Source organism: Rhodoferax ferrireducens, assembly GCF_031458075.1.
GTDB lineage: Bacteria > Pseudomonadota > Gammaproteobacteria > Burkholderiales > Burkholderiaceae_C > Rhodoferax_B > Rhodoferax_B ferrireducens_A.
The window spans coordinates 1,251,598-1,275,601 of record NZ_JAVDXT010000001.1; the positions used below are offsets into that span (position 1 = coordinate 1,251,598).

23 protein-coding genes are annotated in these 24,004 nt (G+C 66.3%); 13 read left to right on the forward strand and 10 right to left on the reverse strand.

What is annotated here, in order from left to right:
* Positions 1 to 114: 114 nt before the first annotated feature.
* On the forward strand, positions 115 to 2,661 hold the full coding sequence (locus J2X19_RS05925; protein WP_310371492.1) for an EAL domain-containing protein: 2,547 nt from the start codon (positions 115 to 117) through the stop codon (positions 2,659 to 2,661).
* A gap of 6 nt (positions 2,662 to 2,667) precedes the next feature.
* Here J2X19_RS05925 and J2X19_RS05930 read toward each other — a convergent pair whose 3' ends face one another.
* Positions 2,668 to 3,591: a ketopantoate reductase family protein gene (locus J2X19_RS05930; protein WP_310371494.1), complete on the reverse strand. Its 924-nt coding sequence runs from the start codon at positions 3,589 to 3,591 to the stop codon at positions 2,668 to 2,670.
* Positions 3,592 to 3,838: 247 nt separating this feature from the next.
* On the opposite strand from J2X19_RS05930, the gene J2X19_RS05935 reads away from it, so the two are divergent.
* From J2X19_RS05935 to J2X19_RS05945, 3 genes are all read left to right on the forward strand, one after another.
* The gene (locus J2X19_RS05935; protein ID WP_310371496.1) at positions 3,839 to 4,099 is read left to right on the forward strand and encodes a DUF3297 family protein; all 261 of its coding nucleotides are present in this window, start codon (positions 3,839 to 3,841) and stop codon (positions 4,097 to 4,099) included.
* Between the two features lie 62 nt (positions 4,100 to 4,161).
* Positions 4,162 to 5,037: an RNA polymerase sigma-70 factor gene (locus J2X19_RS05940; RefSeq protein WP_310371498.1), complete on the forward strand. Its 876-nt coding sequence runs from the start codon at positions 4,162 to 4,164 to the stop codon at positions 5,035 to 5,037.
* A gap of 93 nt (positions 5,038 to 5,130) precedes the next feature.
* Complete coding sequence (locus J2X19_RS05945; RefSeq protein ID WP_310371500.1) at positions 5,131 to 5,589, forward strand: carboxymuconolactone decarboxylase family protein; 459 nt, start codon at positions 5,131 to 5,133, stop codon at positions 5,587 to 5,589.
* Positions 5,590 to 5,660: 71 nt separating this feature from the next.
* On the opposite strand, the gene J2X19_RS05950 is transcribed toward J2X19_RS05945, so the two are convergent.
* The 5 genes from J2X19_RS05950 to J2X19_RS05970 all read right to left on the reverse strand — a co-directional run bounded on the left by J2X19_RS05950 (position 5,661) and on the right by J2X19_RS05970 (position 10,180).
* Positions 5,661 to 6,434 carry an HpcH/HpaI aldolase family protein gene (locus J2X19_RS05950; RefSeq protein ID WP_310371502.1) on the reverse strand — a complete coding sequence of 258 codons (774 nt, stop codon included), beginning with the start codon at positions 6,432 to 6,434 and terminating at the stop codon, positions 5,661 to 5,663.
* A 110-nt stretch (positions 6,435 to 6,544) separates the two neighbouring features.
* Positions 6,545 to 7,324, reverse strand: a complete 780-nt coding sequence (locus tag J2X19_RS05955) for an SDR family NAD(P)-dependent oxidoreductase (protein WP_310371504.1) — start codon at positions 7,322 to 7,324, stop codon at positions 6,545 to 6,547.
* A complete protein-coding gene (gene pdxA / locus J2X19_RS05960) occupies positions 7,321 to 8,346 on the reverse strand; it encodes a 4-hydroxythreonine-4-phosphate dehydrogenase PdxA (RefSeq protein ID WP_116604351.1) in 1,026 nt (341 codons plus the stop codon). The genes J2X19_RS05955 and pdxA overlap by 4 nt, the downstream gene beginning before the upstream one ends.
* A complete protein-coding gene (locus J2X19_RS05965) occupies positions 8,343 to 9,374 on the reverse strand; it encodes a four-carbon acid sugar kinase family protein (protein ID WP_310371507.1) in 1,032 nt (343 codons plus the stop codon). The genes pdxA and J2X19_RS05965 overlap by 4 nt, the downstream gene beginning before the upstream one ends.
* Positions 9,371 to 10,180 carry a DeoR/GlpR family DNA-binding transcription regulator gene (locus tag J2X19_RS05970; protein WP_310371509.1) on the reverse strand — a complete coding sequence of 270 codons (810 nt, stop codon included), beginning with the start codon at positions 10,178 to 10,180 and terminating at the stop codon, positions 9,371 to 9,373. Before J2X19_RS05970 ends, J2X19_RS05965 begins: the two co-directional genes overlap by 4 nt.
* A gap of 149 nt (positions 10,181 to 10,329) precedes the next feature.
* Here J2X19_RS05970 and J2X19_RS05975 point away from each other — a divergent pair, with 149 nt between their 5' ends.
* Positions 10,330 to 11,322 (forward strand): Bug family tripartite tricarboxylate transporter substrate binding protein, encoded by a 993-nt coding sequence (locus tag J2X19_RS05975; RefSeq protein WP_092758548.1) that lies wholly within the window; start codon positions 10,330 to 10,332, stop codon positions 11,320 to 11,322.
* 30 nt (positions 11,323 to 11,352) lie between these two features.
* Here the strand turns inward: J2X19_RS05975 and J2X19_RS05980 are convergent, their stop codons facing one another.
* Genes J2X19_RS05980 through J2X19_RS05990 form a run of 3 tightly spaced genes read right to left on the reverse strand, consistent with a single transcriptional unit; the run spans position 11,353 to position 16,341 of the window.
* Positions 11,353 to 12,087: an amino acid ABC transporter ATP-binding protein gene (locus J2X19_RS05980; RefSeq protein WP_310371512.1), complete on the reverse strand. Its 735-nt coding sequence runs from the start codon at positions 12,085 to 12,087 to the stop codon at positions 11,353 to 11,355.
* A gap of 41 nt (positions 12,088 to 12,128) precedes the next feature.
* Positions 12,129 to 13,379: a M20/M25/M40 family metallo-hydrolase gene (locus tag J2X19_RS05985; RefSeq protein WP_310371514.1), complete on the reverse strand. Its 1,251-nt coding sequence runs from the start codon at positions 13,377 to 13,379 to the stop codon at positions 12,129 to 12,131.
* Between the two features lie 13 nt (positions 13,380 to 13,392).
* Positions 13,393 to 16,341: an FAD-dependent oxidoreductase gene (locus tag J2X19_RS05990; RefSeq protein ID WP_310371516.1), complete on the reverse strand. Its 2,949-nt coding sequence runs from the start codon at positions 16,339 to 16,341 to the stop codon at positions 13,393 to 13,395.
* Between the two features lie 117 nt (positions 16,342 to 16,458).
* Between J2X19_RS05990 and dapA the strand changes: the two genes are divergently transcribed.
* From dapA to J2X19_RS06015, 5 genes are read left to right on the forward strand one after another with little or no spacing between them, the layout of a single operon-like run.
* Positions 16,459 to 17,355: a 4-hydroxy-tetrahydrodipicolinate synthase gene (dapA, locus tag J2X19_RS05995; RefSeq protein WP_310371518.1), complete on the forward strand. Its 897-nt coding sequence runs from the start codon at positions 16,459 to 16,461 to the stop codon at positions 17,353 to 17,355.
* Positions 17,356 to 17,414: 59 nt separating this feature from the next.
* Positions 17,415 to 18,242, forward strand: a complete 828-nt coding sequence (locus J2X19_RS06000; protein ID WP_310371520.1) for an ABC transporter substrate-binding protein — start codon at positions 17,415 to 17,417, stop codon at positions 18,240 to 18,242.
* 37 nt (positions 18,243 to 18,279) lie between these two features.
* Positions 18,280 to 19,005 carry an amino acid ABC transporter permease gene (locus tag J2X19_RS06005; protein ID WP_310371522.1) on the forward strand — a complete coding sequence of 242 codons (726 nt, stop codon included), beginning with the start codon at positions 18,280 to 18,282 and terminating at the stop codon, positions 19,003 to 19,005.
* Positions 19,006 to 19,032: 27 nt separating this feature from the next.
* The gene (hydA, locus tag J2X19_RS06010; protein WP_310371524.1) at positions 19,033 to 20,487 is read left to right on the forward strand and encodes a dihydropyrimidinase; all 1,455 of its coding nucleotides are present in this window, start codon (positions 19,033 to 19,035) and stop codon (positions 20,485 to 20,487) included.
* Positions 20,488 to 20,534: 47 nt separating this feature from the next.
* Positions 20,535 to 21,218 (forward strand): GntR family transcriptional regulator, encoded by a 684-nt coding sequence (locus tag J2X19_RS06015; RefSeq protein WP_310371526.1) that lies wholly within the window; start codon positions 20,535 to 20,537, stop codon positions 21,216 to 21,218.
* Positions 21,219 to 21,254: 36 nt separating this feature from the next.
* Here the strand turns inward: J2X19_RS06015 and J2X19_RS06020 are convergent, their stop codons facing one another.
* Positions 21,255 to 22,220 (reverse strand): AEC family transporter, encoded by a 966-nt coding sequence (locus J2X19_RS06020; RefSeq protein ID WP_310371527.1) that lies wholly within the window; start codon positions 22,218 to 22,220, stop codon positions 21,255 to 21,257.
* A gap of 179 nt (positions 22,221 to 22,399) precedes the next feature.
* On the opposite strand from J2X19_RS06020, the gene J2X19_RS06025 reads away from it, so the two are divergent.
* The 3 genes from J2X19_RS06025 to J2X19_RS06035 are packed head-to-tail and all read left to right on the forward strand — an operon-like array spanning position 22,400 to position 23,990.
* Complete coding sequence (locus tag J2X19_RS06025) at positions 22,400 to 22,744, forward strand: ArsR/SmtB family transcription factor (RefSeq protein ID WP_092758540.1); 345 nt, start codon at positions 22,400 to 22,402, stop codon at positions 22,742 to 22,744.
* Positions 22,731 to 23,207 (forward strand): SRPBCC family protein, encoded by a 477-nt coding sequence (locus tag J2X19_RS06030; protein ID WP_310371531.1) that lies wholly within the window; start codon positions 22,731 to 22,733, stop codon positions 23,205 to 23,207. The genes J2X19_RS06025 and J2X19_RS06030 overlap by 14 nt, the downstream gene beginning before the upstream one ends.
* A gap of 30 nt (positions 23,208 to 23,237) precedes the next feature.
* Positions 23,238 to 23,990, forward strand: coding sequence for a dienelactone hydrolase family protein (locus J2X19_RS06035; RefSeq protein ID WP_310371533.1), 753 nt, complete (start codon positions 23,238 to 23,240; stop codon positions 23,988 to 23,990).
* Positions 23,991 to 24,004 lie beyond the last annotated feature (14 nt).

Consider the following 24,004-nt stretch of genomic DNA (forward strand, 5'->3'; position numbering starts at 1 on the left):
CGACACCGTTGATGCGCGGGTGGCCCGCATGCGGCGGTTTTTTTGTCCGCTTGGGCTGGCGCGGTGATCGACACATAATGCACTAGCAACCTTGCCACTGAAACAAACCACTGCGTGCTGCATAAACCTCTGCTCCACCGGGTACTGATCCAGTCCCTCATACTGATTTCGGCGGGTTGCCTGGCGTCTGCTGCGCTGGCTGCGCCGCGGGAAGTGCGGGTGGGGGTCTACCAGAACGAGCCGAAGATCTTCCTGGATGCCAAGCAGCAACCCTCGGGCATTCTGGGGGAGCTGCTGCAGGCCATGGCCCAGAAGGAAGACTGGACCCTGGTCTCCGTGCCCTGCGAATGGCAGGCCTGTCTGGACGCCTTGCAGGCCGGCAGCATCGACCTGATGCCCGACGTGGCGTATTCCGAGCAGCGCGCCAAGCTGATGGACTTCCACACCACGCCGTCTCTGCTCAGCTGGTCGCAGCTGTACAAGCACAGCGGCGTCAACATCAACACCGCGCTGGACCTGAACGGCAAGCGGGTGGCGGTGCTGGAGGGCTCGGTGCAGCAGGACTATCTGAAGAACCTGGTGCAGGGCTTTGGCCTGAAGACCGAGCTGGTGCCGGTGCAATCCTTCAAGGAGGCGTTCGAGCAAACCGCGGACCATACCGTCGATGCGGCCGCGGTGAACCGCTTCTTTGGCGACCTGCAGTCGGGCCGCTACCAGCTGGAGCCTACGCCCATCCTGTTCCAGCCGGCCAAGGTGTTCTACGCCACGGCCCAGGGCCGAAATGCCGATCTGCTGGCGGCCATAGAGAACCATCTTGCGCCCTGGCAGGCGCAGTCCGATTCGCCTTACTTCAACGTGATGAACCGCTGGATGGCACCGGCCAGCAAGTCGGTCATTCCGGATACGGTTTGGTGGTCGCTGGGCATTCTGGGTGCGATGCTGTCGGTTGCCGTGGGGGTGGGCTTCTTGCTGCGGCGCCAGGTGGCCGACACCGCCTGGCATCTGCGCAGCAGCGAAGACCGCTTGTCCACCATCCTGAACAGCGTGGACGCCTACATCTACATCAAGGACCCGCAGCTGCGCTACCAGTACGTGAACCGCAAGGTCGCCGACCTGTTCCACACCACGCCGGCCGACGCCATCGGCAAGACCGACAGCGACTTCTTCGATGCCACCACCGTGGCCAAGCTGCGGGTCAACGATTTGCGCGTGGTGGAGCAGGGCGAGCGGATCGACGAGGAAGAGGTGAACCGCAGCGCCGACGGCAAGGTCACCAATACCTATCTGTCCATCAAGCTGCCCTTGCGGCGGCCTGACGGCTCGGTGTATGCGCTGTGCGGCATCTCCACCGACGTGACCAAGCACAAGCAGGCCGAGGCGGTGATCCACCAGCTGGCCTTCTACGACCCGTTGACCCAGCTGCCAAACCGCCGGCTGCTGAGCGAGCGCCTGGGCCAGGCGATTGCCGTGCATGCGCGCGACCGCGAATGGGGCGCCTTGCTGTTCATCGACGTGGACAACTTCAAGGACCTGAACGATTCGCGCGGCCACCTGGTCGGTGACCAGCTGCTGTGCCAGATCGCCACCCGGCTCGAGGGCTGTACCCGCATCGAAGACACGCTGGCGCGCCAGGGCGGCGACGAGTTCGTGGTGATGCTGCAGGCCATGAGCGCCAACCTGCCCGAGGCCGTGCAGCAGACCCGTCTAGTGGCGCAGAAAATCCTGCACGCCTTGGCCCAGCCCTATACCCTGGACGGCCACCTCTACCAGACCACGGTGAGCATAGGCATCGCCTTGTTCTCCGGCCCGGAAACCGAGCAGGACGAGCTGTTCCGCCAGGCCGATCTGGCGATGTACCGGGCCAAGGCCGATGGCCGCAACACGGTGTGCTTCTTCAACCCCGAGATGCAGGCCCAGGTGCGGGCCCGCACCGTGCTGGAGTCCGACATGCGCCAGGCCCTGGCGGCCGAGCAGTTCCTGTTGTACTACCAGCCGCAGATCGACAGCGCCGGCCAGCAGACCGGTGTGGAGGCCTTGGTGCGCTGGCAGCATCCGCAGCGCGGCCTGGTGCCGCCGGCGGAATTCATACCGCTGGCCGAAATGTCGGGCCTGATCCTGCCGCTGGGCCGCTGGATTCTGCTCACCGCCTGCCGCCAGCTGGTGCGCTGGTCGGCCGACGCGGGCACCGCGCACTGGCGTGCGGCGGTCAACATCAGTGCGCGCCAGTTCCGCCAGGCCGACTTTGTGCAGCAGGTGCAGTCCGCGCTGCAGGAAACCGGCGCCAACCCGCAACTGCTGGAGCTGGAGCTGACCGAGAGCCAGCTGGTCGAAGACATAGACAGCGTGGTCGAGAAGATGGCGGCGCTCAAGGCCCTGGGTGTGCGCTTCTCGCTGGACGACTTTGGCACTGGCTATTCGTCGCTGAGCATCCTCAAGCGCCTGCCGCTGGACAAGCTGAAGATCGACCAGTCGTTTGTGCGCGACCTGCTGACCGATCCGCAGGATGCCAGCATCGTCCGCGCCATCGTCACCCTGGGCACCAGCCTGGAGTTGCAGGTGATTGCCGAAGGCGTGGAAACCACCGAGCAGCGTGATGCCTTGCTGGCCCTGGGCTGCCAGCATTTCCAGGGCTATCTGTTTGGCCGGCCCGCGCCGCCTTGACCTTGTTCAGGCGCTGCGGCCCTCGGCGTGCGGCGCCAGGATGCCGTGCAGCACGGCATTCGCCGGCGTGGGCACGCCCAGCTCCGCGCCGCGGCGCACCACGTCGCCACTCAGCCAGGGCACTTCGAGCCGGTTGCCGCGCTCCAGGTCGTGCGCCATCGACGAGGTCATGCCCTCGGGCAGCTGGTCGCAAAAGCGCAGCCGGTCGGCGGCAAAGTCGGCGGCCAGCGGCACGCCCTGGGCCCGGCCCACGGCCACGGCTTCTTCCATCACCTGCTGCAGCACACGCCGGGCATCGGGGTGGGCACGCACCCGGCCAATCGGCAGGCGGGTGGCTGCGGTGGTGGCCGACAGACCGACCAGGAACACGAATTTCTCCCACACCGCTTTGCGGATGTCGGGGCTGATCTCGGCGTCTATGCCCGCCGCCTGGCAGGCCTGCAGCAGGCGCTCCAGCCGTTCCGAGCGCTGACCGCCGTATTCGCCAAACACCAGCTTCTGCAGATTCCCGGTGTGGGCGATCAGGCCCGGCGCGGCAATCGTGGCCGCGATGTAGCAGACCCCGCCGGCCACCGCCGGTGCGCCCAGCGCGGCCTGCAGGATGTCGTCCTTGACCACGCTGTTCTGGAACGAGATGACGGCGGTCTGCGGGCCGATCAGCGGGCGTATCGCTTCGGCAGCGGCCGCCGTGTCCCACAGCTTGACGCCGAACAGCACCACATCCACCGGGCCGATGCCCTGCGGCGTTTCGCTGACCTGTACGTTCTGCAGGTGCAGATCGCCGCGGGCGCTGCTGACCCGCAGGCCTTGCGTGCGGATGGCGGCACCATGCGCACCCCGGGCGATGAAGTGCACATCGCAGCCGCTGTGCGCCAGCCGCGCCCCGAAATACCCGCCCACACCGCCCGCACCCATGATGGCTATTTTCATACCGCTCCTGTGTTGAATTCGGGCCAGGTACCTGGCCGTCGGTGCGATGGTGCCACGAAGCGAGAGGGCGTGCTGGATGCCCTTGGGTACACCTTTTGCTATTAATTAGATAGCTGTTGGTGCTGGTGAAATATGCGCTACAGCCCTATTTTCTTTAAATTTTGCGGCAGCGCCGGCGATCCGGCCGGGGCAGCCGCCAAATCCGGGAAAATTGGCACCTGATCCGTATCCACTCCATAAGCCAGCCATGACCGACACCACACCCGAAACCACCCCCGTTATCGCCTTGCCCGACCGCCTGTCCATCGACCCGCGCAGCCCGCACTTCAACGCCGCCGTGTTCGAGCGCGACGTGGGCATCCGCCTGAACGACAAGGAGCGCCTGGATGTGGAGGAATACTGCATCAGCGAAGGCTGGATCAAGGTGCCGGCCGGCAAGACCCTGGACCGCAAAGGCCACCCGCTGCTGCTCAAGCTCAAGGGCAAGGTAGAAGCCTTCTACCGTTGATGCGGGCATAGGGCCCGTCGCCAGGTCTGTCACAAAACCGGGGGCTGCAACGTCTAACAGCCATGGACGCAACGACCCGCACTTTTGACACCCTCCGCCCGCGCCTGCAGGGCATCGCCTACCGCATGCTCGGCTCCACGGCCGAGGCCGAAGAGGTGGTGCAGGATGCCTGGCTGCGCTGGCACGAGGCCGCCCATGCCGCGCTGGACAACGCCGAGGCCTGGCTGGTCACCGTCACCACCCGGCTGGCCATCGACCGGCTGCGCAGCGCCAAGCTGCAGCGTGCCCACTACGTCGGCACCTGGCTGCCCGAGCCGCAGCTCACCCCGGCCCCGGCGACGCCCGAGCAACTGCTGGAGCGCGCGGGCGATGTGTCGCTGGCCTTTCTCAGCCTGCTGGAGCGCCTGGCGCCCGAGGCCCGCGCGGCCTTTTTGATGCGCGAAGTGTTCGACGCCGATTACGCCGAGGTGGCCGACACCCTGGGCAAGACCGAGGCCGCCTGCCGCCAGCTGGTGCACCGCGCCAAGGCGCAGCTGCGTGAGGAGCGGCCGCGTTTCGTGGTGCCGCGCGAAACCCACCACCGCCTGTTGAGCCGCTTTGCCGACGCCTCCGTGCGCGGCGATTTCGCCCTGCTGAAATCCTTGCTGGCCGAGGATGCCGAGCTGATTGGCGACGGCGGCGGCAAGGTCCCCAGCTTTGGCAAGCCGCTCTGCGGCGGGCCACGTATCGCCCAGCTGTACTTGGCGACCCAGCTGCGCTGCGGCAGCGGCCTGCGGGTCGAACTGGCCTGCATCAATGGCGAATGGGGTTTGCTGCGTTTTATCGACGGCGTGCTGGAGTCGGTGCAGGCCTTCGAGACCGACGGCGAGCGCATCCTGCGTATCCACGCCCAGCGCAACCCCGACAAACTGGCCCGGCTGGCCGCACATTTTTCCTAGCTTTTATTTGTCGCGTGTCACAGGCTGGGCTTGGCCAACGTCTTATGGGTATGGATCTCAATTCCGAGCCATACCAACCCCATAGGACACACCATGACCGAAGCCCGCCTCCCCTGGACCCAGATCGCCTCCAAAACCTATAACGCCATGGCCGCCGTGGCCGCCACCACAGCCAGCTCCAGCCTGGGCCTGCCCTTGATCGACCTGGTGCAGACGCGCGTCTCGCAGATCAATGGCTGCGCCTTCTGCCTGGACATGCATGTGCGCGACCTGCGCAAGCAGGGCGAAACCTGGCTGCGCATCAACAGCCTGCCGACCTGGCGCGAAACCAGCTTCTACACCCCGCGCGAACGCGCCGCCCTGGCTTGGGCCGAAGCCCTGACCCGGCTGGCTGACGCGCATGGCGACCATGACAGCGTCTTCGCCGCCTTGCAGCCCGAGTTCAGCGCGCAGGAAATCGTCGAACTCACTTGGTGCATCGCCCAGATCAATACCTGGAACCGCATGGCGGTCGGCATGCGCCAGCCGGTGGCCAACAAGCCGCTGGAATAAGCGCTCTGTGTTTGCTATGGATTACATAGCTGCTAGCGCAGGTGCTGCCTGCGCCAGAGCCCTGAATTGCTTTAACTAACGACGGCCTTGAAGCGGGCCGCCAGCGCGTCCGCTGCGGCGATCAGCAGGTGCATGTCGGTGCCCACGCCGACCATGGTCGCGCCTTGCGCCAGGTAGGGCTCGCCCTTGCCGTCCACCGTCAGAATCCCCACCGCCTTGCCGGCCGCCTTGCCGATGGCAATGGCCTTGCTGATGGCTGCCTGCACCTCGGGGTGGGCCACCTGGCCGCGGTAGCCCAGGCTGGCGGCCAGATCGGCCGGGCCGATGAAGACTGCGTCCACACCGGGCACGCGGCAGATCGCGTCCAGCTCGTCCAGGGCTTCGCGCGACTCGATCTGCAGCACCAGCGCAATCTCGTCGTTGGCCCGCGCCATGTAGTCCTTGTAGCGGGTGTAGCCGCCGCCGCGCGTGCTGCCGGCCACGCCGCGCAGGCCTTGGGGCGCGAAGCGGGTGTAGGACACGGCTTCCGCCGCCTCGGCCGCGCTGCGGATGTTGGGGACCATCAGGTTGCTGGTGCCTGCGTCCAGCAGACGCTTGATGAAGGCCATGTCGTTCGACGGCACCCGCACCACGGCCGCGCTGGGCGTGCCGCGCAGCGCCAGCAGCTGGCTGCTGATGGTGTCCAGGTTGCTCTGGGTGTGCTCCATGTCGAGCAGCAGCCAGTCAAAGCCGGACTGGGCCACGCATTCCACGCTGGCCAGGTGGGCGAAGTTGCACCACAGGCCGATCAACGGACGGCCCGAGGCCAGGGCTTGCTTGAAGGTGTTGGGGGGAAGGCTGTGCATGGGTATCTCCGATGTTTTTTTGTTGAGGTACACGCCAAGACGGGTTTGCGAAATACCGCGGAACCGGCTTTGCCGGGCCGCGGGCATGGCCCCTGGCGCGAGTCCACTGGTCACGGCATCAACTGCCCGCCGTTGACCTCGATGATCTGGCCGGTGATGTAACCCGACAGGGTGTCGTCGGCCAGGAACAGGTAGGCGCCCACACAGTCGTCCGGCGTGCCGGTGCGGCCCATGGGGATGCTTTTGCGCGCGCCTTCGAGCTGCTCGGGCGTGGAGTTGCGCGCATGGAAGTCGGTAAGGATCACGCCCGGCGCCACGCCGTTCACGCGCACGCCGAACGGCGCCATCTCGCGCGCAAACACGCGGGTCATGGTGCTGACGAAAGCCTTGGCCGAGCCGTACAAGCCCACGCCTTCGCCGCCGCCGGTGCGGGCCGCGATGGAGGTGGTGTTGACCATGCTGCCGCGGCCCGCCGCGCGCATCACCGGCGCAGCGGCGCGGCAGATGGCAAAGGCGGCGTGCACGTTCAGGCCCATCACGCGGTCGTAGTCTTCGTCGGTGGCCAGTGCCAGCGGGCGCCGGCCGAACATGTCGCCGGCGTTGTTGACCAGCACATCCAGGCCGCCGAATGCGCCCACGGTTTGCTCCACCAGGGAGTTCGCCACCGCGCGGTCCTGCAGGTCGCCGCCCAGGGTGGTGGCCGTGCCGCCGGCGGCGCGGATGGCGGCTGCCACGGTTTCGGCGCCGTCGCGGTTGCGCGAGTAATGCACGGCCACCTGCGCGCCCTTGGCGCCAAAGGCCAGGGCCACGGCCGCGCCTATGCCCGAGCCGCCGCCGGTCACCAGCACGCTGCGGCCGGCGAATTGCAGGGATTGTGAAAAGTCGGTCATGCCAGGGTCTCCAGGGGTTGTGGTTGGGTGCGGCGCAGGCCTTCGACCAGGGTCATGGCGTACTGGGCCGCGTCGACCATGCTGTCGGCGCTGGCGATGCCTTTGCCGGCAATGTCGAAGGCCGTGCCATGGTCTACCGAGGTGCGCAGGATCGGCAGGCCCAAGGTGATGTTCACGCCGCTGACGGCGTTCCAGGCGCCGGTGGCCGGGTCGATGGAAAAGCCCAGCAGCTTCACCGGGATGTGGCCTTGGTCGTGGAACATGGCGACCACCGCGTCGAACTGGCCGGCGCGCAGCTTGATGAACACCGTGTCGCCCGCCCAGGGGCCGGTGACCGCATGGCCGGCGGCCGCGTACTCGGCGACGATGGGGGCGATGATCTCGCCGTCTTCCTTGCCCAGGATGCCGCCTTCGCCCGCGTGCGGGTTCAGGCCGGCCACGGCGATGCGTGGGTTCTCGATGCCCAGCGCGCGCAGCGCGTTCAAGGTCACGTCCAGCACCCGGCGCAGCCGTACCGGAGTCAGGCGTTTCGGCACTTCGGACAAGGGGCAGTGGGTCGACACATGGCTGACGCGCATGCCGCCGTGGGCCAGCATCATCACGCCGTCGCGCATGCCGGTCAGGTGGGCCAGCATCTCGGTGTGGCCTTCGAACGGATAGCCGGCCAGGTGCAGCGCCTCCTTGCACAGCGGCGCGGTAACGATGGCGTCGATCTCGCCGGCCTGGGTCCGCTGCACCGCGCGCTCTACCGCCAGGTACGACCACTTGCCGGCGGCGGCCGATACCTGGCCCACCGGCATGGGGCCGTCTACCGGGCCGACATCGACCATGTGCAGAGGTGCTGCATCCAGCTGCAGCAACTGGGTGGCGCGCTGCAGGGCGGCGCCGCAGCCGAATACCTGCAGCTCGACCCGGCCTTGCTGCACCAGGTCGCGCATCTGGTGTGCGGCCTTGACGATGATCTCGGGGCCAATGCCGGCCGGGTCGCCCATGGTCAGGGCCAGGCGTATGGGTTTGCTCATGGAGTGGTTTCCTTTTCGGTCAAGCTGGCAAGTAGGGCGGATAAGTCGTCCGGCGCGCCAAATGCGCCGGAGCGGGAGTACACGGTGGCGCCGTGCCACAGGCCGCCTTGCAATTGGGCCCGGCCCCAGCCGGGGCGCGGGCTGGCGCTGGCGTGCAGGCTTTGCGCGCCGGCGGCCTGGCACAGGGCCAGCAGGCTGTCGCCGCCGACGACCACCAGGTTGTCGGGGCAGGGCAGAGCGTGCACCAGGGCCTGGCTGCGTTGCTGCAGCTGGGCCTGGGCTTCTGCGGCAGACAGGGCGTGCGGGCTGGCCAGGTCGTGCAGCGCGGCTGTGCGGATGGCCGCCAGTTGTGCGCGCAGCACCGGGTGCCGGCTGGCAGTGACGATGTGGGTCAGACCCGGGCGCGGCGCAGTGGCTGTTGCCGGCGCGCAGCCCCATTGCCTCGCCAGTGCCCAGGCCAGGCCGGCGCTGCCGCACCAGAGCCAGCCCGGGGCCTGGCGGCTGTGCTGGGCGAGCCGGGCCAGGTTGGCATCGGTAGTCACATCGGGCAGCAGCAGGCCGCCGGTGCTGAAGTCCTCGCCCATGCGCACCGTCACGCCCAGGGCGGCAAAGGCTTCGTGCACCGCGATGGCGTTGTGCGGCAGGCCGGGCTGGTGCGGCGTGCCCACCCAGTGCTGGCCGTGCTGGGTGAACCGGCCTTGTGCGGGGAAGCCCGGGGCGAACACCACGCCGGCAAAGCCGCCGTGCAGCAGCAGCCAGGCGACTTCGGCAAAGCTGTTGCCGCGCAACAGGCTGTCGACTTTTTTGAACGCGCCATGGCCGGGTTGGGTCAACCAGGGCAGGCAGGCTTGCAGCATGCCGGGCAGGGCGTGGGCAGGCAGATCGCGGCTATCGGTGGCCCAGGCTTGCACCGGGGTGTCCGAGGCAGTGGGCTGCAGGAACACCGGTACTTCCTGCGCACCGCAAAAGGCCGCCGCCGTGTCCAGCGCACCGGTCAGGTCATCGGCCAGGATGCGCCAATGCTTCATGCCACCGATACCTGGGTCAGCTTCAATCCGGCTTTTGCCAGTGCTTCGGCTTCCACGGTGGGCAGGCCGGTGTCGGTGATGACGGCGTCGAATTCGGCCAGCGCGCAGATGCCCATGAAGGCCCGCGGGCGGAACTTGGAGCTGTCGACCAGCAGGCGCTTGCTGTGGGCCGCTTGCATCAGTGCGCGCTTCACCGCGGCGACCTCGGGTTCGGTTTCGGACAGCATGCCGTCGGTGACCGCATGCGCGCCCATCAGCAGCACATCGGCGCGGATGTGGCGGGCGCCGCTGACCACTTCGTCGCCCATCAAGGTATTGCTGCCGGCGCGCAGCATGCCGCCCAGCACATGCACGCGGATCTGCGGGCTGCTGCCCAGTAGCTGGGCGATGGCCAGGTCGTTGGTCACAGCGACCAGGGGGATGCGCCGCTCCAGCACGGCGCGGGCGGCTTCCATCACCGTTGTGCCACTGTCAAAGATCACGCTCTGGCCGGGCTCCAGCTCGGCCGCCGCGGCGTAGCCGATGGCGCGCTTTTCGCGCGGCGACAGCTCGGCTGCGGCCACCGGGTCGGGCTCGAAGGTGCTGTAGTGCTGCTGGCGTAGCAGCGCGCCGCCATGGGTGCGGTCCAGCACGCCATCGGCTTCCAGCGCGTCCAGGTCGCGGCGCAGGGTGGAGACCGACGCATCCATGGCCTGGGCCAGTTGCTGCAGGGTCACCGCGCCGTGGCGGCGCAAAAAGTCCACGATGCGGTCGCGCCGCTGGCTGGGCAGCAGGGTGAGGATGGCGAGTGCTTTGGGACTGGTCATGGTAGATTTTGCTAGGGTATTCACCAATGAATTGGCGAATAATGGAAATTTATCTTGATTGTATTTGGTAGATTGTGAAAGAATTTGAAGCATGTTGCAAGATGGCCGTTTGCAACAGACCAAAAACCTACACACCGGAGACAACGCCCATGTTTGCAAACCGTATCCCTTCCCGCCGCACCGTACTCACTGCGGTTGCCCTGGCCGCCGCCGCCTGCCTGCCCGCTCTGGCCCAGGCGCAGGCCTACCCGAACAAGCCGGTGACCCTGATCGTGCCGTATCCCGCAGGTGGTGCCAACGATGCGGTCGGCCGCCTGATCGGCCAGAAGCTGGCCGAAACCTTGGGCCAGCCGGTGGTGATAGACAACCGTCCGGGCGCCGGCACCACCATCGGTGCAGCGCTGGCGGCCCGCGCGCCGGCCGACGGCTACACCATCTTGCTGGGTTCGCTGGCCAGCAATGCTGTCAGCCCGCACCTGATCGCCAACCCCGGCTACGACGCGCTGAAAGACTTTGCGCCCATCGGCCTGATCGGCGTGGCCCCTATCGTCGCCACGGTGAACAAGGAGTCGCCCTACACCAGCCTGAAGTCGCTGGTGGACGAGGCCAAGAAGCACCCGGGCGACGTGATGTACGGATCGGCCGGTAATGGTTCGCCGCTGCATCTGGCGGGCGAGCTGTTTTCGCAGGCCGCCGGGGTGAACGTCACGCATGTGCCCTACAAGGGCGGCAATGCCCACACCATGGACCTGATCGGTGGCCGCCTGGCGGTGATTTTTGACACCACCACCGCCGCCATGCCGATGATCAAGGGCGACAAGATCCGCGCGATTGCCGTGTCTTCGCCAACGCGCCTGCCCGACCTGCCCAATGTGCCGACCTTTGCCGAGGCCGGCTACCCCGGCTTCGAGGTGCAGGCCTGGTATGCGCTGTACGCCCCGGCCAAAACCCCGGCCGATGTGCTGGCCCGCCTGAGCGCCGACCTGGGCAAGGTGATGGCCATGCCCGAGGTGGACAGCAAGCTCAAGTCCCTGGCGGTGAAGCCCGCCTATGGCTCAGCGCAGGAGCTGGGCGCGTTCACCCAGACCGAATTTGCCAAGTACGGCAAGGTGATCAAGACCGCCAACATCAAGGCTGACTAGACCGGCCTGTCGAAGGCATGCCGTTTTTATTCAGTGCTGAAGGATCTTGGATAGAAACTGCTGCGCCCGCTCGCTGCGGGCGTGGGGGCTGCCAAAGAACGATTCCTTGTCGCAGTCTTCCACGATCACACCGCGGTCCATGAAGATGACGCGGTGCGCCACCTTGCGTGCAAAGCCCATTTCATGGGTCACGCACATCATGGTCATGCCGTCGCGGGCCAGCTGCACCATCACGTCTAGCACTTCGTTGACCATCTCGGGGTCCAGCGCCGAGGTGGGTTCGTCAAACAGCATGGCAATCGGGTCCATAGCCAGGGCCCGGGCAATCGCCACCCGTTGCTGCTGACCGCCCGAGAGCTGGGCCGGAAACTTGTGCGCATGGGCCGACAGGCCGACGCGCTCCAGCAAGCCTAGGGCCTTGCGCCGGGCTTCGCTCTCACTGCGTTTGAGCACCCGGATCTGCGGCAAGGTGAGGTTCTCCGTGATCGACAGGTGCGGGAACAGCTCGAAATGTTGGAACACCATACCGACGCGCGAGCGCAGCTGGTTGAGGTTGATCTTCGGGTCGGTGACCGACATACCATCCACCACGATGTCGCCTTGCTGGATCGACTCCAGCGCGTTGACGCATTTGATGAGGGTGGATTTGCCCGAGCCCGACGGGCCACACACCACCACCACCTCGCCCTTGCGGATCTGGGTGCTGCAGTCGCTCAGCACCTGGAAGCTGCCATACCATTTGCTGACCTTGTGGATGTTGATCATTTGAGTACCTTTTGTGTGGTTGAGTGGCTTGCGGTGCGGCTTCAGCGGGTCAGCAGTTCCAGCAGGACGTTGGCCACCACCTGCGTGGCCTGCTGCAGTTCCAGCAGCGGCACCCGTTCATCGGCGCGGTGGCCGTTGGCTGCCAGCAGCGTGGCCGGGCCGGCGCCGTACATCACGGTGGGAATGCCGGCTTCGCTGTAGAGCCGGGCATCGGTGTACAGCGGCACGCCTATCGGTGTCACCGGTGTGCCCAGCACGGCGCTGCCTTCGCGGCACACCAGGTCGGTGAGGGCCTGCGCGCCAGCCACGGGCTTGAACGGCCGGGCCAGCAGGATTTGCGTGACCTCGACCTGGATGCCGGCGAGCGGCTGCACCGATGCGGCAATCACCTCGCGCAGCTCGGCTTCGACCTGCTCGGGCACTTCCTCGGGCACGATGCGGCGGTCTACGCGCAGTGTCACCACATCGGGCACGACATTGGTGTTGATGCCGCCCTTGACCAGCCCGACCACCAGGGTCGGGTGGGTAATGCCGGGGGTGCTGGACGGGCGATCGGCCAGGCCGTCGCGGTAGCGGTACAACGCGGCCAGCAGCGGCACGCTGGCTTCGATGGCGTCGCTGCCGGTATCGGGCCAGGCGGCGTGGGCGGAGCGGCCGCGCAGCGTGATTTCCAGGTGCAGGCAGCCGTTGTGTGCGGTCACCACATGGTGCGAAAAGGCTGCCGACAGCACGTAGTCGGGCTTGGACAGCCCTTGCTGCAGGATCCACTGCGGGCCGGTCATGCCGCCGGTTTCCTCGTCGTAGGTGAAGTGCAGCTCCACTTGGCCCTTGAGCCCCACGCCGGAGAGGGATTTCAGCGCACGCAAGGCGTAGGCATAGGTGGTGAAGTCCGACTTGGACACGGCCGCGCCCCGGCCATACAGCCAGCCGTCGCGGATCTCGCCGCTGTAGGGGCTGGCGCTCCAGCCCTCGCCCGGCGGAACCACATCGCCGTGGGCGTTCATGGCCACCACCGGGCCGCCGTCGCCGAACTTTTCCCGCACGATCAGGTTGGTGACGCTCTGCATGCCGTGCTGCTGCGCCAGGGCCAGCGGCACTTCGTGCTGCTCCACCGCAAAGCCCATCTCCGTGAGCCACTGCGCCGTGACCAGCGCATGTTGCGTGCAGTCGCCGGGCGGGTTGTCGGACGGGCATTGCACCAGGCGGGCGAGGGCGTGGACCTGCTCGTCAAAATGCTGTTCTATGAAGCCACGCATGGCGTCTTTGGCGGATGGTGGGCTTTGGGTTGTCATAGTTGTCATGGGCTTAGTTGAAACGTTCGATGCGATAGGGGTGGATGTCGATGTCGGTGCGTCCGCGCACCAGCAGGTCGGCCACCAGGCTGGCCGTGATCGGTGCCAGGGTGTAGCCGTTCGAGGTGACGGCGTTGAAGAAGCCCGGCACGCCAGGCACTTCGCCCAGGATGGGGGCGCCGTCGATGTTGACGTTCATGCCGGCCCAGCAGCGGACCACATGCAGGCCGGCCAGGGCGGGCAGCACCTGGTTGGCCACCCACAGATTGCCTTCGATGCTGCTGCGCTCGGCGTGGTTCAGGCGCATGCCGGCGTCGAACGCCGCGGTCCAGCCGCCGCCGATGATGAGGCCGCCGGTGGCCGCCTGCTTCATGCTGAGGTGGCGGTCGGCGTGGGCAATCAGGTGGCTGACCAGGGGCGGCGCCGGCTCGGTCACGATCATCTGCAGCGGCGCGCCCTTGACCGGCACTTTGACACCCAGCATCGCACCCACGGCACTGGACCAGGCGCCGCTGGCGTTGACGATGCGGCCGGCGCGTATCGTGCCGCGCGAGGTGTGCACGGTGAAGCCCGCGCCATCGCCTACGTGGCGCTCGATCCGCTCCACGTTGCAACCGCGGAGGAAGCGGGCGCCGCGCTGCACCGCCTTGGCCGCCACCGCATAGGTGGCCCGCAAGGGGTTGATCTTGCCTTCCATCGGGCACCATTCGGCACCCAGCAGGCCAGGCGACAAGGCCGGGGACAGGCGGCGCAGCTCGTGGCCGTCCACCACATGGGCTTCTATGCCGTGGCTGCGCTCCAGCGCCGCCTTGGCCTGCAGGAACGCCATGCCTTGGGCGCTGTCGGCCACCATCAGGCCGCCGGTGATCTTGACTTCCAGGTCTTCGCCGCAGTCTTCCTGGATCTGCTGCCACAGCTGGACCGACAGCGGCCCCAGCGGCAGGGTGGCAGCGGCCGGGCCGCCGCCTTCCTGTGCCTTGGCGCCGAAGTCGAAGGAGAGCAGCTGTACATGTAGGCTGCCTGCGTTGGCACCGGAGGCCTGCAGGTTGAGGTCATCGCGGTCCACCACCAGCACGTCCTGGCCTGCGCGCGCGAGAAAGTAGGCGAGGTTGGCGCCCAGCACGCCGCCGCCAATCACCAGCACATCGGTTTTTTGCTCTGCCAGCGGCGCGTCTTCCACCGGGCGGGCCAGGTTGGGGGTGATGGCAGGGCGGTGGCCGCCCCATTCCGGCTTCTCGAAGCCCAGGGCGCCCGCAGGCACGGGCCGGGTCGGCGCGCGCGGGGCAAAGTATTGCTCCACGCTGTTCGGCCGGCCGGTGATTTCGTGCACCAGGCGCGCTGCCACGTTGGCGCAGTAGCGGCCCTGGCACCGGCCCATGCCCAGGCGGGTGTTGCGCTTGATGGCGGCCAGGGTGTCGCGGCCTGCCGCAATCTGGGCGCGTACCGAGCCGAATGTGATGTCTTCGCAGCGGCACAGCAAGGTTTCGTCGGGCACCTGGCGCAGACTGACCGGCGGCGCCTGGTAGAGCGACCAGAGTGCGCGCTGGAAGGCCAGTCCCCGTTGCAGCGCCTGCAGGCTGTGCGTCGGCGGGGGTGCGGCATGGCCCAGCTGGCGTGCGGCGGCGCAGCCTGCCAAGGTACCGCGCGCCAAGGCCACGCGCGAGCCGCCCAGGTCGGCACCGTCACCCACCACAAAGACGCCGGGGATGCTGGTGCGCCCGTCTTCGTCGGTCACGGTGGCCAGGTAGCCCAGGTGGCGCGCGACAAAGCGGTGCTGGCAGCCCAGCATGCGGGCCAGTTCGGTGGAGGGAATGAAGCCGTAGCCTACACACAAGGCGTCGGCCTGGAATCGCTGTTCGCTGCCCGCCACGGGCAGGCCGTGCGCATCGAGCCGCGCAGCCTGCACGGTGTGCAGGCTGTCCTGGCCCTCGGCCGCGACCACTGCGTGGCCCCACAGCACTGGAACGCCATGGCGGCGCAGCTGCGCCAGGTAGCGGGCGCCGTCCAGCAGCAAGTCCGGTCCGGTGCGGCTGGCCTGCAGCAGCTCGCGCCATTGCGCCAAGCCGGGCCCGGGGGCGCTTTCCAGCACGGCCAGTACCTTGGCGCCCCCGGCGAGCAATTCGGCAGCGAGTTGCAGGTTCAGGGGGCCGTTGCCGGCGACCACCACACGCTGGCCGGGCGACACGCGGTAGGCGCGGGCCAGGGTCTGGCCCGCGCCGGTGGTCATCACGCCCGGCAAGGTCCAGCCGGGAAAGGACACCGGCCGCTCATAGGCACCCGGTGCAATGACCAGCTGCTGGCACTGGAATACCGTGGCGCGGCCTTCGAGGAGAACGCCCACCTCGGTGGCCGAAAACGCGGCCCATACCTGGGCACTTTGCCGAATCTCCACCCCGGCCGCCTGCGCCTCCCGGGTCAGCGCGATGCCGCCGGCGAACTGCTTGTCGGCTGGCTGGCTGGCTTGGTGCGAGGGTGCCAGCGGTTTGTAAAACTGCCCGCCGGTCTGCAGGCGCTCGTCCAGCACCGTGGCGCTGGCACCGCTTTTGCGTGCCGCGATGGCGGCGGACAGGCCCGCAGGGCCGGCGCCAATCACCAGCACATCGACCGAGACGTTGGCCGGTACGGCATGCGGTGCTGGCGCCAGCGGATGCAGCTGGGGGGTATTTCCCATTGCTGGCGAGCTTGCGGATTGCACGACTTGCCCGGCCTGCACCTTGGTCATGCAGGCGCGCTGGCTGGCCAGGCCGTCCACGGTGACCAGGCATTCATGGCAGGCCCCCATGCCGCAATACAGGCCGCGCCGCTGGCCATCCCGGGTGTGGCGCAGGGCCTGGATGCCGCTGGCGGCCAGGGCGGCGGCGATGGTTTCGCCCTCCAGAGCCGGCACAGCCTGGCCGTCATAAGAGAAGTGCAGGGGCGTGCCTGTGCAAGGTATCAGGGGGTGGGAGAGGTGCGCCGCCATGGTGGACGAATATTTGTGATCAGGCTTGACTCGGTAAAACGTATACGTATACTACACGTATACATTAAAAAAGCAAGTCGCAAAAAACTGCTTTCCACACCTGAAGCGAAGCCAAACATGAGCAAATTCCGCGGTACCTACACCGTCCTGATCACCCCTTTGACGGCGGACGGCAAGCATGTCGATGTGCCCGCCCTGCAGCGGCTGGTGGACTGGCAGATAGAGCAGGGCATCCACGGCCTGATTCCACTGGGCAGCACGGGGGAGTTCCTGTCGCTGACGCCCGGTGAGCGCCAACTGGTCATCGACACCTGCATCAAGACCGCGAACAAGCGGGTGCCGGTGCTGATCGGTACCGGCGCGGAGTGGACCGATGAATGCGTTCGTCTCAGCAAGGAGGCGCAGGAGATGGGCGCCGACGGCGTGATGGTGATTCCGCCTTTCTACTCTTGCCCTACGGAAGACGAGCTGTTCGCGCACTACCGCAAGGTGGGCGAGGCGATCAGCATTCCCATCATGCTGTACAACAATCCGGCCACGGCCAATGTGGACCTGACGCCGCCTATCGTGGCGCGCCTGTCGCAGATCGACAACTGCTGCTACATCAAGGAGTCCACGCTGGAAGTCACCCGCGTGCGCGACATCATCGACCTGTGCGGCGACCGCATGACGGTGTTTGCCGGCATCCTGGGCTACGAGTCCTTCTGGCTGGGTGCCCAGGGCTGGGTGGCGGTCTGCTCCAACCTGATTCCGCACATGTCAGCCCGCCTGTTCGAGCTGGTGGCCGACGAAAAAGACATGGACCAGGCCCTGGCCCTGTACCAAAAAATGCTGCCCATCGTGAAGTGGGTCGGCGGCCACCGCTATGTGGCTGCCTCGAAAGACGCGCTGGACATGATGGGCCTGCCTGTGGGCAAGCCGCGTGCGCCGCGCCTGCCCCTGCCTGCAGCCGACGCGGCCGAGCTGCGCCTTGCGCTCGACAAGCTGGGCCTGCTGAACTCGATTTCCCGTTGAATCTTTGCCCGATCTCGCCCTTGCTTTCACCACCTCCAACCGCTACCAAAGGAACCACCATGATGAAGTTTTCGTTTGCCCTCGTTTCCATCGCCGCCATCTTGGGGGGCACCCAGGCCCAGGCGCAGGACTGCAAATACAGCGTGCCCGAGTCGCAGCTGGTGAAGAAAGGTACCTTGACCATGTCGGTCAACCCCACGCTGCCGCCTTTGCAGTACGTGGACCAGACCGGCACGCTCAAGGGCATGCGGGTGGAGCTGGGCGAAGAGATCGCCAAACGCCTGTGCCTCAAGCCGGAATACGTGCGCATCGAGTTCTCGGCCATGGTGCCCGGGCTGCAGGCAGGCCGCTGGGACATGATTAACACCGGCATTTTCTACACCGAGGAGCGCGCCAAGCTGATGCAGATGCTGGCCTACGAAGACCAGGCCATCAGCATCTCCACCGCCAAGGGCAACCCCGGCAAGATCAGCAAGCTGGAAGACCTGTCGGGTAAAACCATTGGCGTGGAGCTCGGCGGCTTCGAAGAGCGCAAGACCCGCGAACTCGACAAGCAGCTGACCGACAAGGGTTTGAAGGGCATGAACATCCGCACCTTCGAGAACTTCGCCATGTCCTTCCAGTCACTGCGCGCAGGCCAGGTCGAGGTCGCGCTGTCGATCGACTCCACCGGCGCCGAATACCAGAAGCGCGGCGATTTCGAACGGGTGCTGTCGGGCCTGTTCCCCACCCCGGTGGCGGTCGCGTTGAAGAACAAGCCGCTGGCCGACACCGTGGCCAAGGTGCTGAACGACATGCGCGCCGATGGCAGCTTTCAGAAGCTGTTCACCAGCTATGGCGTGAAGCCGATTGACGGCGCCATCGTCGTTAAAGGCCCGGCGACCTAAGCAAAGATTAACAGCACATTCCCCAAGGAGAAATGCAATGGGACAAGGCTGGAGTTGGTCGGGATTTTTTGAATATCTGCTGAACCCGTTCATCCTGGGGGGTGCGGTGACCACCGTCTGGCTGACGCTGGCGGCGATTGCCGGGGGGCTGGTGCTGGGCTGTCTGCTCGCCTTGGCCCGGTTGTCCAAGAACCGCTGGCTGAACGCGCCCGCGCACTTCTACATCTGGCTGTTTCGCGGTACACCGCTGATGGTGCAGCTGATCATCATCTACACCGGCCTGCCGCAACTGGGCCTGAAGTTCTCGGTGATCGAATCCGCGCTGCTGGGCCTGATCCTGAACGAGGCCGCCTACCTGGCCGAGATCGTGCGGGGCGGTATCCAGTCGATTCCTGTCGGCCAGACCAACGCCGCCCGGGCCATGGGCTTCACCGGGGCGCAGACTCTTTGGGACATCGTCATGCCGCAGGCCATGCGCCTGATCGTGCCGACCCTGGGCAACAGCATCAACGGTTTGCTGAAGACCACCTCGGTGACCTCGGTGATTTCCATGGAAGAGCTGCTGCGCCGCACCCAGGTGCTGATCCAGGAGAAGTTCATGGTGCTGGAGCTGTTCCTGGTCGCGGCGCTGTACTACCTGCTGCTCACCTCCATATGGGACTTTGTGCAGCGCCGTATCGAGGCCTACTATGGCCGCGCCTACGGCAACGCCAGCGAAGGGAAGGCGCCGATACGCGCCGCCGAGATGATGGAACAACGCTAGCCAACGTTGGCAATAGGAGACTTGCACGTGGATACTTACGACCTGATCGTTAAAAACGCCGACATCGCCACCTCGGGCGACCGCTACCAGGCCGACATCGGCATACGCGCCGGGCGCATCGTCGCCATCGCCAAGGACCTGTCCGGCGAGGCGGGCGAGGTGATCGATGCTCTCGGCCGCCTGGTCACCCCCGGCGGTGTGGATGGCCATGTGCATCTGGACCAGCCCACCAGCGATGGCGCGGTGTTTTCCGACGACTTCTTCACCGGCACCCGGTCGGCGGCCTGCGGCGGCACCACCACCGTTATCCCATTTGCAGCGCAGCAAAAAGGCCATTCCCTGCAGGAGGCCGTGGACGACTATCACCGCCGCGCCGACGGCAAGGCGGTGATCGACTATGCATTTCACCTGATCGTGTCGGACGCCACCCACACGGTCACGCGCGAAGAACTGCCCAGGCTGATCGGCCAGGGCTATACCTCGCTCAAGATCTACATGACCTACGACGACATGAAGCTGGGCGACCGGCAGATCATCGAGGTGCTGGCCACGGCGCGCCAGCACGGGGCGATGACCATGGTCCATGCCGAGAACAGCGACTGCATAGGCTGGCTGACAGAGCATCTGCTGGCTGCCGGGCTGGCCGCGCCCAGCTACCACGGCAACTCGCGGCCCATGGTCGTGGAAAGAGAAGCCACGCACCGCGCCATCGCCCTGTCCGAGCTGGTGGACACGCCGATCCTGATTGTCCATGTGTCAGGCCAGGAAGCGGTCGAGCAGATCCACTGGGCGCGCGGCCGCGGCCTGCCGATTTATGCCGAGACCTGCCCGCAGTATCTGTTCCTGAGTGCCGACGACTTGCAGCCCCAGGGGGATGACCACGCCCACGGCATGCGCTGCATCTGCAGCCCGCCGCCGCGCGACAAGGGCAACCAGCAGGTGATCTGGAACGGCCTGGCCAATGGCCTGTTCACCATCGTTTCGTCCGACCATGCACCCTTCAACTACCACGGCCCACAGGGCAAACGCCTGGCCGGGGAGCAGGCTCCGTTCAACCAAGTGCCCAACGGCATTCCGGGGGTCGAGACCCGCTTGCCCCTGCTGCTGAGCGAAGGCGTGCTGGGCGGGCGCATCGACATCCACCGCTTTGTCGAGCTCACCTCCACCAATCCGGCCCGGCTGTACGGCCTGTATCCCAAGAAGGGCACCATCGCCGTGGGCAGCGACGCCGACCTGGTGGTCTGGAACCTGTTCGAGCCCGGGCAAGAACAGGTGCTGAGCCACGCAATGCTGCACAGCGCCTGCGACTACACGCCATACGAAGGCCAGGCCTTGCGCTGCTGGCCAGCGTTGACGCTGTCGCGCGGGCGCACGGTGTGGCGCGACGGCGTGTTTACGGCCCAGGCGGGTGATGGCCAGTTTCAGCCTTGCTTGCGGCCCCGCGAGCCGGTCACAGGCAGTGCGTTGGCAAAGTGGCTGTGAGGAGATAATCCCGGCGACACAGCCACCAACCATAAGGTACACCCAACATGTCGAGCGTTCTGGAATCGCCCACCGCCATGCCCCCGCTGGGAGCGCTGGAAGTGCGCTCGGCCAGCCTGTCCGAGCAGGCCTACATCCGCATGCGCGAGCTGATCCTGGACCGGAAAATCTCCGCCGGTAGCACGCTGCTGGAGGGAAAGATTGCCGACGAGCTGGGCATCTCCCGAACCCCCATGCGGGAGGCTCTCGGGCGGCTGGCCGGAGAAGGCTTGCTGGTGCGGCGCGATGCGCGGTCTTATTCGGTGCGCAGCGTGGGTACCAAGGAATATTTCGACTCCATGCGCACGCGCGAGTTGCTGGAGTGCGAGGCGATCGCCCTGGCCATCAACCGCATCGATGAGGCGGACCTGGTGAGCCTGGCGGCGGAGGTGGACGCGCTCAATGCGGGCCAGCATACCGAGACCGAGCACTGGCACTTCGACGACCGTTTTCACCTCTTCATTGCCCAGGCCAGCGGCAATGTCGTGCTGCCCCGGCTTATCCAGCAGCTGCGCGACGATTCGCGCCTGTTCCGTCTGCACAGCCCGCTGCACCGCCAGAAAGAGAACCACCACGAACACGGCGAAATCATCCATGCCTTGCGCAAGAAGGACGTGGAAGGCGCCAAGGGCGCCATGCGGGCCCATTTGCGTAGTCTGCAGAATGACGTTCAGCGCGTCATCATGGGCTGAGATGCTGCTCCACAAAGTCGGCAACACCGGGCTTCACTAGACCGTCCACTGCACCGCCGCGGAAAACGTCAGAAACGCCGCTGCCGTGGTCACCAGGATGATGCGGGCGATGCGGCCGTTGTCGGCGCCGAAGCGTTCGGCCAGCAGGGCCACATTGCTGGCGCTGGGCAGGGCGGCCACCAGTACCAGCACCTGGAAGGCAAACGGGTCCAGCGGTACGCCGGCGCGTATGGCCAGCGATCCCGCGCACCACACCAGCAGCGGGTGCAGGAACAGCTTGACCCCGGCCACCGGCAGGTAGTCGCGCAGCAGCGGCGTGTGGGCATGGCCGCGTGCGCTGAGCATGTGCGAGCGCGCCAGTACCGCGCCGATGGTGAACAGCGCCACCGGCGAAGCCGCATCGGCCAGCAGGCCCACGGTCTGCGTCACGGGGGCTGGCAGCTTTAGCTGCACGGCCGAGGCCACGCCGCCCAGCACGATGGCCCAAGGCATGGGGTTGCGTAGCACGCCTTGCAGCGCTTGCCGTGCCGCATGGCCGACGCCGTGGGTGCCGGCACCGTCCAGCCGCGACAGCGCAATGCACAGCGAGGTGGTGACCACCATGTCCACCACGATGGCCACAATCGCCGGCCCGGCCGCCTGTGCGCCCAGCAGCGCCACCAGCAGCGGCACGCCCATGAATCCGGTGTTCGGGAAAGCCGCCACCAGCGCGCCAAATGCCGCATCGTTCCAGCCTATGCGCGCGTTGCGGCTCAGCAGCACCGTGGCCGCCACGATGGCCAGGCCGCACAGCAGGTAGGTGAAGAAGGCGCTGCCGTCCAGCAACTGCGCCAGCGGCGTACTGGCGCCAAACCGGTACAGCATGCAGGGCAGGGCGAAGAACAGCACAAAGCCATTCATGCCCGGTATGGCTTCCAGCGGCAGCATGCGCCGGCGGGCGGCGATATAGCCGGCCAGCACGAGCGCGAAGAAGGGGAAGGTAACGGCGAGGATGTGGAGCACGGGGCGTATTGTGCTTGAGCCCGTCGGCGGGTTGATTGCTATGTATTCTGTAGCTGGTGGCGCAGGTTAAATAAGCGCTACAGGCCTAAAACGTATAAATTTCTGAATGGAACGGCTGCGAGTGCGTGGGTGATTGCCGTATTTGACATGCAAGTAAATGCTTGCATATAATGCACTCCATGGAAGCAAGGCCCTCGGAGTTGGACAAGGTATTCAAGGCGCTGGCCGACCCGGGTCGCCGGCGCCTGCTGGACCAGCTGCACCAGGACAACGGCCAGACGCTGTCGGCGCTGTGCGAGCACATGGACATGACGCGCCAGGCCGTGACGCAGCACCTGCAGCTGCTGGAGGACGCGAACCTGGTCGCCGTCGTCTGGCAGGGGCGGGAGAAGCTGCACTACCTGAACCCGGTGCCGCTGCACGAAATCCATGCGCGCTGGATTTCAAAGTTCGAGCGCAAACGCCTCGGCGTGCTGCGCGATCTGAAGCTGAAACTAGAAGGAGATGGCGATGAAAAAACCTGACTACGTCTACGTAACCTACATTGCAACCACGCCCGAAAAGCTGTGGCAGGCCTTGGTTGATGTCGACCTGATGCGCGAATGGTGGGTCGATCCGCAGGCCGGCTGTGCGCGGGTCAACGTGTCGGACTGGCAGCCGGGCTCCCGCTGGGTGCACCAGCGCGCCGACGACACGGACACTGTCGACATCGTCGGCAAGGTGATCGAGAGCACACCGCCGCGCCGCCTGGCTTTTACCTGGGCCCGGCCGGCGGACGCGGAGGACGATGCCAAGCATTCGCGGGTGGCCTTTGACATCGAAGTCTATGGCGACGGCCTGGTACGCCTGACGGTCACGCACGACGCGCTGGCGGGCGACCCGGACATGCTGAATGGCATCTCGGGCGGCTGGCCCAAAGTATTGTCGAACCTCAAGACCTTCCTGGAAACCGGCCACGCGCTGCCCCGCACGCCTGCGGCACACTAGCCGAACTGCATTCCACCGGAACCTGACACCATGCAAATCCAAGCCCACGAAGTCGATCTGCCCACGCCCACCGGGGCCATGCGCTGCTATGTGTACCGCCCCAAGGATGCGGGCTCCACCGTGCCCAAGAAGTTTCCGGCGATCATTCTGTACTCGGAGATTTTTCAGCAGACCGGGCCGATCCGGCGCAGCGCGCAAATCATGGCGGGCCATGGTTTCATCGTGATCGTGCCCGAGGTCTTCCACGAGCTGAATCCGCTCGGCACAGTCCTCGGTTACGACGACGCTGGCCGCGACAAAGGCAATGCCGACAAGGTCGCCAAGACCCTGGAAGCCCACGACAGCGACGCCGAGGCCATCATCCAGTACGCCGCCACCTTGAGCGACTACTCGGGCCGCATCGGCGCCATGGGCTTTTGCCTGGGCGGGGGGCTGGCGTACCGCGCCGCCCTCAATCCGGCGATTGCGGCCACCTCCTGCTTCTACGCCACCGACATCCATTCGGGCTTGACGCCATCGCAGCCGGGCAACGGCAGCCTGGCGCGCACCGGTGAAATCAAGGGCGAGCTGCAAATGGTCTGGGGCAAGCAAGACCCGCATATCCCCGCCGAAGGCCGGGCGCTGGTGTACAAGAAACTGGCGGACGAAGCTGTCAACTTCACCTGGCACGAGTTCAACGGCGTCCATGCCTTCATGCGCGACGAAGGCGAACGTTTTGATGCCGAACTGCAGCTGCTCGGCTACCAGCTGGCGATTGGCATGTTCCGGCGCGTGCTGTACTAGCGGGCGTTCCAGGG

Coding starts and splice junctions, on each gene's coding strand:
- J2X19_RS05930 (WP_310371494.1), bottom strand. CDS start 3,591: ATGAAAATAGCCATCATGGGTGCGGGCGGTGTGGGCGGGTATTTCGGG.
- J2X19_RS05935 (WP_310371496.1), top strand. CDS start 3,839: ATGACCGACACCACACCCGAAACCACCCCCGTTATCGCCTTGCCCGAC.
- J2X19_RS05940 (WP_310371498.1), top strand. CDS start 4,162: ATGGACGCAACGACCCGCACTTTTGACACCCTCCGCCCGCGCCTGCAG.
- J2X19_RS05945 (WP_310371500.1), top strand. CDS start 5,131: ATGACCGAAGCCCGCCTCCCCTGGACCCAGATCGCCTCCAAAACCTAT.
- J2X19_RS05950 (WP_310371502.1), bottom strand. CDS start 6,434: ATGCACAGCCTTCCCCCCAACACCTTCAAGCAAGCCCTGGCCTCGGGC.
- J2X19_RS05955 (WP_310371504.1), bottom strand. CDS start 7,324: ATGACCGACTTTTCACAATCCCTGCAATTCGCCGGCCGCAGCGTGCTG.
- pdxA (WP_116604351.1), bottom strand. CDS start 8,346: ATGAGCAAACCCATACGCCTGGCCCTGACCATGGGCGACCCGGCCGGC.
- J2X19_RS05965 (WP_310371507.1), bottom strand. CDS start 9,374: ATGAAGCATTGGCGCATCCTGGCCGATGACCTGACCGGTGCGCTGGAC.
- J2X19_RS05970 (WP_310371509.1), bottom strand. CDS start 10,180: ATGACCAGTCCCAAAGCACTCGCCATCCTCACCCTGCTGCCCAGCCAG.
- J2X19_RS05975 (WP_092758548.1), top strand. CDS start 10,330: ATGTTTGCAAACCGTATCCCTTCCCGCCGCACCGTACTCACTGCGGTT.
- J2X19_RS05980 (WP_310371512.1), bottom strand. CDS start 12,087: ATGATCAACATCCACAAGGTCAGCAAATGGTATGGCAGCTTCCAGGTG.
- J2X19_RS05985 (WP_310371514.1), bottom strand. CDS start 13,379: ATGACAACCCAAAGCCCACCATCCGCCAAAGACGCCATGCGTGGCTTC.
- J2X19_RS05990 (WP_310371516.1), bottom strand. CDS start 16,341: ATGGCGGCGCACCTCTCCCACCCCCTGATACCTTGCACAGGCACGCCC.
- dapA (WP_310371518.1), top strand. CDS start 16,459: ATGAGCAAATTCCGCGGTACCTACACCGTCCTGATCACCCCTTTGACG.
- J2X19_RS06000 (WP_310371520.1), top strand. CDS start 17,415: ATGATGAAGTTTTCGTTTGCCCTCGTTTCCATCGCCGCCATCTTGGGG.
- J2X19_RS06005 (WP_310371522.1), top strand. CDS start 18,280: ATGGGACAAGGCTGGAGTTGGTCGGGATTTTTTGAATATCTGCTGAAC.
- J2X19_RS06015 (WP_310371526.1), top strand. CDS start 20,535: ATGTCGAGCGTTCTGGAATCGCCCACCGCCATGCCCCCGCTGGGAGCG.
- J2X19_RS06025 (WP_092758540.1), top strand. CDS start 22,400: ATGGAAGCAAGGCCCTCGGAGTTGGACAAGGTATTCAAGGCGCTGGCC.
- J2X19_RS06030 (WP_310371531.1), top strand. CDS start 22,731: ATGAAAAAACCTGACTACGTCTACGTAACCTACATTGCAACCACGCCC.
- J2X19_RS06035 (WP_310371533.1), top strand. CDS start 23,238: ATGCAAATCCAAGCCCACGAAGTCGATCTGCCCACGCCCACCGGGGCC.